This window comes from Kitasatospora sp. NPDC088160, assembly GCF_044741445.1.
Classification (GTDB): Bacteria; Actinomycetota; Actinomycetes; order Streptomycetales; family Streptomycetaceae; genus Kitasatospora.
In genome coordinates this window covers 26,123-36,585 of sequence record NZ_JBIUSS010000024.1, presented here as the reverse complement: position 1 = coordinate 36,585, position 10,463 = coordinate 26,123, and the positions used below count along the sequence as shown (strand labels likewise).

The following is a 10,463-nucleotide window of genomic DNA, read 5'->3' as shown; positions in this document are numbered from 1 at the left end:
GCCACCCACGCCGCCCCCCCCCCCCCCCCCCCCCCCGCCCCCCCCGCCCCCGCCCGCCCCCCCGCCCCCCCCCCCCGGCCCCCCCCCGGGCCCGGGGGGGGGGGGCCCGGCCGGCCACGGCAGGTCCGGGGCGCCAGCCCGGGGCACGCGTCCAAAAATACCGGGTGGGGTATCCTGAAAGGACTGGCCACCCCATCCGGGGGTGCGACGTGAGGAGCAGCGCGATGTGTCGACGAACCACCTGCCGGACGTGCGGCAAGGCAAGCTACGCGGGGTGCGGCATGCACGTCGACCAGGTACTCGCCGGGGTGCCCGAGTCCGGCCGCTGCGCCTGCGACCGGACGAAGCGCAAGAGCGGCGGCTTCCTGGCGAGGCTGCTCGGGCGCCGCTGAGGGGCACGACCTGCCGGGCACCCTGCCGTCCCGCGCAAACGACCCGATAAGATGATTGACGGTGTGCCGGGAAGTCTGGTCGGCTCGGGGGACGACCGCAGCGCTCGGGCGGCGGCGACCCCGATCGTCGTGATGGGTCGTTTCCGCAGATGCACGCCGTGGGGATCGTTCTGGTTCTGGTGGTTCTGGCCACGAGCGTGGCCACCTTCGCCCGGCGGTTGCGGGTGCCCGCGCCCTCCCTGCTGGTCCTGGTCGGCCTCGCGGTCGCGATGGTCCCGGGTGTGCCCGCGCTGCACGTACCGCCGCAGGCCATCGCCCTGGTGGTGCTCCCACCCCTGCTCTACTCCTCCGCCGAGGAACTGTCGTTGCGCGATCTGCGCACGGTGTGGCGCCCGGTGACGATCCTCTCCTTCGGCCTGGTCTTCGCCTCCGCCGCCGCCGTGGGCTTCGTCGCCGTCGCCGTCGCCGGGCTCCCGCCCGCGATGGCGTTCGTGCTGGGGGCCGTCCTGTCCAGCACCGACCCGGTGGCCGTCACCGCGCTCGGCCGCCGGCTGGCGCTGCCGGGGCGCGTCCAGGTGCTGGTGCAGGCCGAGAGCCTGTTCAACGACGCCACCTCGCTGGTGCTGTTCAAGGTCGCCGTCGGCGTCGCCGTGGCCGTGGGCGGCACGGTGGACCTGCCTGCGGCGGGCGGCGAGCTCCTGCTGCTCGGCGGGGGCGGCAGCCTGGTCGGCGCCGCCGTGGCCGGCCTGGTGTGGCTGATCCGGCGCCGCACCGCCGACCCCGTCCTGGAGACCGTGATAGCCCTGGTCACCCCGTACGCGGCGTACGTGCTCGCGGAGTCCGCGCACACCTCCGGGGTGACCTCGGTCGTGGTCGCCGGCGTCCTGCTCGGCCGCTCCGGCCACCGCCTCACCGACGCCCGCATCCGGCTCCAGCTGCACGCCGTCTCCGCGGTGGTGGTGTTCCTGCTGGAGAGCGTCGTGTTCAGCATCGTCGGCCTGCAACTGCCCGCCCTGGTCCGGGACCTGCCGGCCGGCACCGGCTGGTGGCCGCTCCAGGCGCTCGCGCTGGCGGCCGTGCTGATCGCCGTCCGGGTGCTGTGGACGCTGCCGCTGACCCGCGGGGTCAAGCCCGCCCGCGGCCGGCTGTCCTGGCGGGTCGCCGGGGTCGTCACCTGGGCCGGCACCCGGGGCGTCATGCCGCTGGCGGCGGCCCTGTCCATCCCGCTGCTCACCGCGGACGGCGACCGGATACCCGGGCGCCCGCTCGTCCTGGTGCTGACCACGGCGGTGGTCGTCCTCACCCTGGTCGTGCAGGGCCTGACCCTCGCCGCCGTGGTCCACCGTTCCGGGCTCGCCCTGGAGCCCGAGCACACCGCCCGCGAGGAGGACGACGCCCGCGACGCCCTCAACCGCGCCGCCCTCGACCACGTCGACCACCTCGCGGCCCTGGAGGTCATGCCCGACACCGCGATCGACCGGGTCCGGCGCGGCCTCGCCGCCCGCCTCGACCGCACCCCCGAGACCCCCGACGGCACCACCGCCGACGCCGCCTATCGTCAACTCCGGCACGAGGTCATCACCGTGCAGAACGCCCGGCTGCACCGCCTCTACGCGGAACACCTCATCAGCGACACCACCCTGCGCCGCCTCCAGCGCGACCTCGACCTGGAGCAGGCCGGACTCGGGCGGGTCTGACCGGCCCGGGCCGGCCGGCCGTGACGGCTTGCGGCCCCGGTCTTCCGCACCTCCGCACCGCAGGTCAGACTGTCGCGAGCAGTCCGACGCAGCACCGAACGGGGGCCACATGGCACAGGGCAGGAAGAAGCAGAAGAGACCACTGAGCGCGGCGGCCGCCGCCCAGCGGCCGAAGACCGCCAAGCGGAGACCCCGGAAGGACAACCCGCTCGCGCCCCGCACCATCCGCCGGGCGGCGGGCCTGGTCGCGGTGCTCGCCCCGCTGCTGCTCGTCGGCCTGATGGCGCTCGCCGTGGACCCGGACTACTCCGCCCTGTTCACGATCCTCGCCGTGCTGGTGCTCATCACCTCGCTGGGCGGGCTGATGGTGGTCCGGGCCGCCGGCTGGGTGCTCTGGCCCGGCGTCCTGCTGGGGGTCCTGCTGCTGGCCCTGCCACCCACCACCATCCGGGCGGAGGTGCTCGCGCACCGCGGGGAGCGGACCGAGGTCGTCGTCACCGAGGCCCACAGCTCGAAGGACCGCAGCGGCCGGACCAGCTGGTCCTGCGCGATCCGCCGCGCGGACGGGAAGCCGCTGCCGCACCCGGAGTTCCAGGGCTCGGGCTGCTCCGGGTCGTCCTCCGCCGGCACCACCACCACCGTCCTCGTCGACCCCGACGGCTGGGCCCCGCCGGCCGGCACCGACCTGGACCTCGCCTTCCTGCACGGCGGCGTCTACGCCCTGGGCGGCCTCAGCCTGCTCTGGGTCCTGCTCGTCACCGCCGCCGCCCGCCGCAGCCTCCGGGACTCCCGCGCCGCAGCGCCCGCCTGACGGTTCGGGTTCAGGAAGGCGGGCGGTCAGGCCGTGCCGGCCTTCGGCACGGTGTAGAGGCACTCCTCGATCCGGTCGATCAGGCCGCCCTCGAACCGGAAGTAGACGACGGTCGGGACCTCCTGGACGACCCCCTCGGCCGACAGCAGGTGGATGACGTGCTGCTGGAGCACCTCGTCCGGCTTCTCGAACTGGCGGAGGACCTCGAACCGCAGCGACTCGACACCGGCGGCGAAGGCCTTGAAGTGCACGAGCCGCTCGTCGATCGCCTGCTCGTCCTTGCCGTCGTTCTGCCACACGGTGGCCTTCTCGGTGCACAGCGCCCGGAAGCCGGCGAAGTCGTTCGCCTCCAGCAGCCGCAGACCCGAGATGACCGTCTCGCCGATGCTCTGTGCCATGCCGAACTCCTGTGTCCGTCGGGTCGAATGCGGGGATGGTGGTGCGGTGCTGCGGTCAGTGGGGAAGCAGGCCGAGGTGGCGCAGGTCGGTGACGTACTTGCGGACGAGGGCCGCCGACAGGTGCGGGATGTCCTGGTCGGCGCCGACCTTGGCGGCCCGCACGGCGGACCGGAACCCGGCGGCGGGGATCGCCGACCCGGGGACGCCTTCCCCGGGCCGCGCGAAGGCGCGCAGCAGGGGCAGCAGCGAGTGCTGGCGCTGCTTCTCCGGGAGGGCACGCAGCGCGGTGGTGATCCGGGCGAGCCAGTCGTCGTAGTCGTCGATCCGCCGGATCGGGTGGCCGGCCTCGATGAGCCAGTCGACGAAGGTGTCCAGGCAGACGCCGTCGTCGTGCGGGTTCAGCGCGTTGAAGGTCCGGTAGCCCTCGGTAGCCCGCGCGCCCAGCGCGGTGACGGCCTCGGCGGTGAAGTCGACCGGCAGGCCGTCGTAGTGGGCGCGCCCGCCGCCCCGGTAGAAGGAGCCCGGAGCGATGCCGGTGGCGAGCAGGCTGAGCAGCAGGCGGGTGAACACGTCGGGCACGTTCAGCTGCCCCCGGTACCTGCCGTGCGCGAGGATCATGTCCGAGCGCAGGGTGACGACCGGCAGTCCGCACAGGTCGTGGGCCTCGCGGAGCAGCACCTCGCCGGCCCATTTGCTGGTCGCGTACCCGTGCGCGTAGTCGCCGTACCCGTGCGCGTCGTCGTGCCCGTCCTCGTGCTCGGATCCATGCGCGCCTCCGTTGCCGGTGCCCCGGGCGAGGTGGCGCACCGGGCTGGTGACGCGGATGTCCCCGTCCTCGTCGAGGGCCGCGGCGCCGGCCACCACGGCGACGGTGGACACGTAGGTGACGGGCTTGAGCCGGGTGGTGAGCGCCAGCCGGATCAGTTCGGCCGTGCCGACGACGTTGGGCCCGAACAGCTGGTCGTAGGGCAGCACGTGGTTGACCAGGGCGGCCGGGTGGACGATCAGGTCCACGGTGTCGGCCAGCCGCTGCCAGGTGTCCTCGGCCAGGCCCAGCCGCTGCTCGCCGATGTCGCCCGCCAGCACCTCCAACGTTCCGTCGGCCAACTCCCGGTACCGCCGGAGCAGTTCGGCGTCACCGCTGTCGAAGGCGGCCTCCAGCCGCTTCGCCGCGACGGCCGCGTCGGCGCCACGGACCACGCAGACCAGCCTGCCGCCCGCGGGCGCCAGCCGTTCCAGCCACTCCAGGCACAGGAAGCGGCCGAGGAAGCCGGTGGCCCCGGTGAGCAGCACGGTGCGGACGGCGCCGTCGGGGCGGGGCAGCGTCGGGGCGGCGGCGAGCGTCGCCGCGTCGAGGAACCTGTCCAGGGTGAGGTCGCCGGCGCGGGCCTCGACGGCGTGCTCGCCGTGGACGGAGGCGACGGTGGGCCGCGCGGCGCCGGTGCGGCGCCGCTCCTCGATGTAACCCGCCACCCGCGCAAGGTCGTTGGCCGGGCTGATCACCACCCCGACCGGGACCTCGACCCGGAAGATCTCCGTCATGAGGGCGGCGAAGGACAGCGCGGACAGCGAGTCCCCGCCCAGGTCGGTGAAGTGCGCGTCGGCGCTCAGCTCGGCGCCCGCGCAGCCCAGCAGCGCCTGGGCGGCCCGGCCGACCGTCTCCAGCACCGGCCGGTCCGGCCCGGCCCGGCGCAGGTCGCGCAGCCGGCGCTCCTGCCCGTCGGCGAGTTCGGCGTAGAGCCGTTCCAGGGCCTCGCCGTAGCGCTCCCGGAGCCGGGGGCGCAGCGGTTTGTGGCTGTCGGCGAGCAGGCCGTTCGCGGCGCTGAAGGGTTCGGTCTCGATCAGGACGTCGCGCGGGATCTCGTAGGAGTTGAGCTCGGCCTCCTTGGCGATCCGCTGGAGCGACTCGATGAGCAGCGGTTTGAGCGACTCGGCGTCCCCGTCGGCCCTGGCCAGCGCGTCCGGGGCGGGGACGACCACGGCGAGCGGGTAGGCGCGCTCGCTGTTGCCGTACACGAAGATCTGCCGGATCAGCGGGCTGGCGACGAAGGCGGTCTCCAGGCGGGAGACGGCCACGAACTCGCCCTGGGAGAGCTTCAGGACGTCCTTGGTGCGGTCGACGTAGACGAGCCGGTCCGGCCCGATCTCGGCCATGATGTCGCCGGTCCGGTAGTAGCCGTCCGCGTCGAAGATCTCGGCGGTGAGTTCGGGCCGCTTGTAGTAGCCGGGGATGGCGGTGGCGGTCTTGAGCAGCAGTTCCCCGCGCGGGTGCGGCGAGTCGGTCCGGAAGTAGCCGAGTTCCGGGACGTCGACCAGCTTGTAGTCGATGACCGGCGGGCGCTGCACCACCGAGTCGAGCAGCACCCCGCCGGCCTCGGTGGAGCCGTAGCCGGTGTACAGGTGGAAGCCCAGGCAGGACTCGACGAAGGCCGCCACCTCGGCGGAGAGCGGGGCGGTGCCGCAGAAGGCCTTGGTGACGCGCCCGCCCAGGACGTTCTCCCGCAGGTCGGTCTTGACCGCCGTGTCGACGTCGCCGGGTTCGCCGGAGCGCCGGTCCAGTTCGCTGCGGTACCGCTGGAAGAGCAGGTCGCAGATGCGCGGGACCATGGTCAGCTCGGTGGGGCGGACCAGCGCGATGTCGTCGAGCAGGGTGGACAGGTCGCTCCTGGCGGTGAAGTGGCCGACGCCGCCCCGGGAGAGCGAGCCCATCAGCGCCCAGTGGCCGGCGAGGTGACTCTGAGGCATGTAGTGGACGCTGACCGGGGGTGCGTCCTCCGCGCCGTAGCTGAAGCCGTTCCACGCGGTGCGGACCAGCCGCTGGGGGTAGACGGCCCCCTTCGGGGTGCCGGTGCTGCCGGAGGTGTAGATGAGCAGCGCCAACGGGTCGTCACCCGGGTCTGCGACGAACAGGGGCGCGGGCGGCAGTCCGGCTCCGGCCTCGACCACGGCGGCCAGCGGGTCGACGGCCACCGGGCGGCCGGCCCCGGCCAGGCGCCGCCGGGCGGATTCGAAGGCGTCGCGCTGCTCGGCGATGTCGGGGCGGTAGTCGAACACGATCACGCGCCGGATCGAGGGTGCCCCGAGGACGGCTTCGACGGCGGTGTCCAGCCGCTCGATGCTCGCCGCGAGGGCGCGCGGCTCGGTCTCCGCGACGATCGGCGCCAGCTGGGACAGCGGCGCGCTGGACTGCAACGGCACGACCACCACGCCCGCGTGGAGGCAGGCGAGATCGAGCGTGGCGTAGTCGGTGCTGGTGAAGCCCAGGATGCAGAGCCGGTCGCCGGCGCTCAGCGGGTGGTCCGGGTGGTGGTGCCACTCGGTGGCGACGGCGCGTACCCGGGCCCACAGTTCGCGGTAGCTGACGGTCTCGAAGCCGGGCAGCAAGCGCCCGGTCACGGGCTCCCGCGCGCGTTCGCCGAGGGCGGGCCGGTCGGCGTAGCCCTCCATGATGGCCGCCATGACCTCGGCGAGTCCCTTGCCCGGATCACGCACGGCCGCGGTGATCGCCTCCGGTGGTTCGGCCATGCTGAGTCCTCCCGTAGTGTCCGGGTGATGTCGAAGTGCGAGCTGGGGCCCGGCCGGAGCGACCGCCGACTCCCTGACGTCAGGCGGTCGCTCCGGCCGGCGGCGTCTCACCAGGCGACCGGCAGCGCGTCCGCTCCGCGGATGAGCCGTTCCGTCCGCCAGGTCACCTGGTCGGCCGGCACGGCGAGGTGCAGGCCGGGCAGGCGGCGCACCAGGGTGTCCAGCACGACGCGCAGTTCCATCCTGGCCAGGGCCGCGCCGAGGCAGTGGTGGATGCCGTGTCCGAAGGTGACGTGCGGGATGTTCTTCCGGCGGAAGTCGATCTCCTCGGGGCGGTCGAACACCTCCGGGTCCCGGTTGGCCAGGGAGAACTCGGTGACCACCGCGTCGCCGGCCCGGACGGTCTGCCCGCCCAGTTCGACGTCCTCGGTGGCGATCCGGGTGAAGCCGGCGGTGGCGCTGATCGGGATGATCCGGGAGAGTTCCTCGACCGCGTCGGGGATCAGGCCGGGATCGGCGACGAGCTCGTGCCACAGCTCGGGCCTGGTCAGCAGCGTGTAGACGAAGTTGCCGATCTGGTTGGCGGTGGCCTCCTGGCCGGCGGACAGCAGGCTGACCCCGAGGCTGACCAACTCCTCCTCGGTGAGCCGGTTCTCCTCGTCCTCCACGGCGACCAGTTCGCCGAGCAGGTCGCTGGTGGGCTCGACGCGGCGCTCGGCGACCAGGCCGGCGAGGTACTCGTTGAGGTGCCCGCGGTCCCGTGCGGAGCGGGCCGGGTCGGAGAGCATCAGCAGGCCGTCCACCCAGGCGTTGAACCGGTCGCGGTCCTCGACGGGCACGCCGAGCAGTTCGCAGATCATCGTGATCGGCAGCGGCCAGGTGAGCATCTGGGTCAGGTCGGCGGGCGAGCCCGTGGCGATCATGGTGTCGAGCAGGCCGTCGACGATCTGCTGGGCGCGCGGGCGCATCGCCTCGACCCGGCGCACGGTGAAGGGGTTGGCGACCCTGCGCCGCAGCCGGCTGTGCTCCGGCGGGTCCATGCTCAGCATCGAGGTGCGGGGCAGGCCGGCCGAGACGATGCGGGGCACGTCCTCGCCCGCGGCGGCGGCCCGGCTGAACCGGGGGTCGGCCAGCACCGTCCTGACGTCGGCGTGGCGGGTGACCAGCCAGGCGTCGCCGCCGTAGGGCAGGCTCACCCGCAGCACCGGCTGCTCGCCGCAGGCCTCGGCCAGCTTCGGGTCCACGTCGAGCTGCTCGGCCGGACCGAACGGATAGGCCCGCGGCCCTTCTTCTGTCGCGGTCATCGTGTCAGTCCTTCCAGTCCTGGCGGGCGGTCACAGGGACGCGCTCTTGCCGCCGTCGATGACGAGGTTGCTGCCGGTGATCCACGAGGCGCGCCGGGAGACCAGGAAGCCGACCGCCTCGGCGATGTCCTCGGTCTGGCCGATCCGCCCGAGCGGGACCTCGTCGGCCCAGTCCCCCTCCGATTCCATGCCGAGATAGTCGACGATCTTCTCGCGCGCCTCATCCGCCCCGGGAGTCATCACGTTTCCCGGGGAGATCGCGACGACCCGGATTCCGTCCGGCGCCAACTCGACCGCGAGGCCCCTGCTGTACACCTCCAGCGCGGATTTCGCGGCGGCGTAGTGCAGGATCATCGGGTAGGAGGAAATGGTCGCGATGGAGGAGAGGTGCACGATCACCCCGCCGCCGGCCGCGCGCATGGCCGGCACGAGTGCGGCATTGAGCCGGACGGCGGCCAGGAAATTGATGTCGACCGTGTACTGCCAGTCTTTCTCGATTTCCAGCGCGGTCTGGAAGGCCCGGCAGCCGCCCGCGTTGTTGACCACGATGTCCACCCCGCCGAGGGAGTCCAGCGCGGCGTCGGCGAACGCCCGCACCCCGGCCGGCGAGCTGAGGTCGGCCTGGATGAACTTGGCCGCGGACGGGGTGTGTTCGGTGGGGTTGCGGGCGGAGGTGACGACGGTGGCGCCGGCGTCGAGCAGGTGCTGCACGATCGCGGCGCCGATGCCCCGGCTGCCGCCGGTGACCACGGCCCGTTTGCCGTCCAAGTCGTGGGAAATCTGCGCGGTAAGGCGACTCTCGCTCACCCTGGGTTCCGCCACCTTTCGTTCCTGGGAAATTCCTTTCCGCGGCACTGGTCGGCAAGGGAATCAATTCTCCAGTTGCGACCCAGAAGGCGACGCGGAACCACCTGCACCACTATCCGTGATCTCCCGGACACGGTCAACATGATTGTGTCGATGCCGTGGATCGCCTGAGGCAATGCAGCACGGACAAGAGCACCCGCTGGACGCCGCGATCAACAGGGCCGATAATCGTGTGTTACCTATGTGCGGCCGACCACACCATTTTCCGCACGGCCCGGCGGCGATTCGCCGGAGCGGCGGAGAAGGCGCACACGGAATGTTCACACCATGAGTGCCGAGAACTCGGGAGAAAGCATGTCCAGCTTGGACGAGCCGTTCGTCGTGGGTGATCTGACGGTCCCCAACCGCATCGTGATGGCCCCGATGACCAGGATGCAGTCCCCCGGCGGCGTGCCGGGCGAGGAGGTGGCCGAGTACTACGCCCGCCGGGCGGCCCACCAGGTCGGACTGATCATCACCGAGGGCACCTACGTCGACCGCGCCGCCGCCCGCGCGTACGACCACGTGCCCCACTTCCACGGCGAACAGGCGCTGGCCGGCTGGGCGCGCGTGGTGCGGCGGGTGCACGAGGCCGGCGGCCGGATCATCCCGCAGCTGTGGCACACCGGGGTCGTGCGCACCGGGACGGAGCCGCCCGCCGAAGGCCCGTCCGGGATCGGCCTGGACGGCGTCCCGGCCGGGCGGGCCATGACCCAGCGGGACGTCGACGACACGGTGGCCGCCTTCGCCGAGGCCGCGGCGACCGCCGAGCGGCTCGGGTTCGACGGCGTCGAACTGCACGGCGCGCACGGCTACCTGATCGACGACTTCCTGTGGAGCGGCACCAACCGGCGCACCGACCGCTACGGCGGCGACCCGGCCTCCCGCGCCCGCTTCGGCGCCGAGATCGTGCAGGCCGTCCGCGCGGTCGTCAGCCCGGGCTTCCCGGTCTTCTTCCGGTTCTCCCAGTGGAAGGTCGGCAACTACGGGGCCCGCATCGCGCAGAGCCCGGCCGAGCTGGAGCAGCTGCTGACCCCGCTGGCCGACGCCGGGGTCGACGCGTTCCACGGCTCCACCCGGCGCTACTGGCAGCCCGAGTTCGACGGCAGCGACCTCAACCTGGCCGGCTGGGCGCGCAAGCTCACCGGCAAGGCCGCCGTGACGGTCGGCTCGGTCGGCCTGGACCAGCAGTACGGCGAGGGCGAGTTCGCCCAGGGCTACACCAGCCGGGCCGGCGTGACCGGCATCGACGAACTGCTGGCCCGCCTCAAGCGCGACGAGTTCGACCTCGTCGCCGTCGGCCGCACCCTGCTCGCCAATCCGGACTGGGCCGCCAGGGCGCTGCGCGGCGACCTCTCCCGGACCGTCCCGTACGACCCGGCGGTGCTCACCAGCCTGGCCTGACAGGGCCGTTCGACGAACGGGCGCCCGGAAGCCGGGCCGCGACCTCGGTCGCGGCCCGGCTTCCGGGTTTCGGGGGCGGTCTGCG

8 protein-coding genes are annotated in these 10,463 nt (G+C 73.1%); 4 read left to right on the top strand and 4 right to left on the bottom strand.

From position 1 onward, the window contains the following. Positions 1-224 precede the first annotated feature (224 nt). The 3 genes from ACIOGZ_RS31970 to ACIOGZ_RS31960 all read left to right on the top strand — a co-directional run bounded on the left by ACIOGZ_RS31970 (position 225) and on the right by ACIOGZ_RS31960 (position 2,900). A complete protein-coding gene (locus ACIOGZ_RS31970; RefSeq protein ID WP_363587141.1) occupies positions 225-392 on the top strand; it encodes a hypothetical protein in 168 nt (55 codons plus the stop codon). 149 nt (positions 393-541) lie between these two features. Continuing rightward, on the top strand, positions 542-2,089 hold the full coding sequence (locus ACIOGZ_RS31965; RefSeq protein WP_363632507.1) for a Na+/H+ antiporter: 1,548 nt from the start codon (positions 542-544) through the stop codon (positions 2,087-2,089). A 109-nt stretch (positions 2,090-2,198) separates the two neighbouring features. Continuing rightward, complete coding sequence (locus ACIOGZ_RS31960) at positions 2,199-2,900, top strand: hypothetical protein (RefSeq protein WP_363587139.1); 702 nt, start codon at positions 2,199-2,201, stop codon at positions 2,898-2,900. Between the two features lie 26 nt (positions 2,901-2,926). On the opposite strand, the gene ACIOGZ_RS31955 is transcribed toward ACIOGZ_RS31960, so the two are convergent. The 4 genes from ACIOGZ_RS31955 to ACIOGZ_RS31940 form a co-directional block, all read right to left on the bottom strand. Next, entirely contained in the window at positions 2,927-3,298 is a 372-nt protein-coding gene (locus tag ACIOGZ_RS31955; protein WP_363587138.1) for a nuclear transport factor 2 family protein, read from the bottom strand. 55 nt (positions 3,299-3,353) lie between these two features. Further along, entirely contained in the window at positions 3,354-6,824 is a 3,471-nt protein-coding gene (car, locus tag ACIOGZ_RS31950; protein WP_400988614.1) for a carboxylic acid reductase, read from the bottom strand. Positions 6,825-6,931: 107 nt separating this feature from the next. Further along, the gene (locus ACIOGZ_RS31945; RefSeq protein WP_363587136.1) at positions 6,932-8,128 is read right to left on the bottom strand and encodes a cytochrome P450; all 1,197 of its coding nucleotides are present in this window, start codon (positions 8,126-8,128) and stop codon (positions 6,932-6,934) included. 30 nt (positions 8,129-8,158) lie between these two features. Next, on the bottom strand, positions 8,159-8,935 hold the full coding sequence (locus tag ACIOGZ_RS31940) for an SDR family oxidoreductase (RefSeq protein ID WP_400988613.1): 777 nt from the start codon (positions 8,933-8,935) through the stop codon (positions 8,159-8,161). 354 nt (positions 8,936-9,289) lie between these two features. Here ACIOGZ_RS31940 and ACIOGZ_RS31935 point away from each other — a divergent pair, with 354 nt between their 5' ends. After that, positions 9,290-10,378, top strand: a complete 1,089-nt coding sequence (locus ACIOGZ_RS31935; RefSeq protein ID WP_400988611.1) for an NADH:flavin oxidoreductase — start codon at positions 9,290-9,292, stop codon at positions 10,376-10,378. Positions 10,379-10,463 lie beyond the last annotated feature (85 nt).

Excerpts from the sequence above, each read along its gene's own strand:
- ACIOGZ_RS31970 (WP_363587141.1), top strand. The coding sequence starts at position 225 with ATGTGTCGACGAACCACCTGCCGGACGTGCGGCAAGGCAAGCTACGCG.
- ACIOGZ_RS31965 (WP_363632507.1), top strand. The coding sequence starts at position 542 with ATGCACGCCGTGGGGATCGTTCTGGTTCTGGTGGTTCTGGCCACGAGC.
- ACIOGZ_RS31960 (WP_363587139.1), top strand. The coding sequence starts at position 2,199 with ATGGCACAGGGCAGGAAGAAGCAGAAGAGACCACTGAGCGCGGCGGCC.
- ACIOGZ_RS31955 (WP_363587138.1), bottom strand. The coding sequence starts at position 3,298 with ATGGCACAGAGCATCGGCGAGACGGTCATCTCGGGTCTGCGGCTGCTG.
- car (WP_400988614.1), bottom strand. The coding sequence starts at position 6,824 with ATGGCCGAACCACCGGAGGCGATCACCGCGGCCGTGCGTGATCCGGGC.
- ACIOGZ_RS31945 (WP_363587136.1), bottom strand. The coding sequence starts at position 8,128 with ATGACCGCGACAGAAGAAGGGCCGCGGGCCTATCCGTTCGGTCCGGCC.
- ACIOGZ_RS31935 (WP_400988611.1), top strand. The coding sequence starts at position 9,290 with ATGTCCAGCTTGGACGAGCCGTTCGTCGTGGGTGATCTGACGGTCCCC.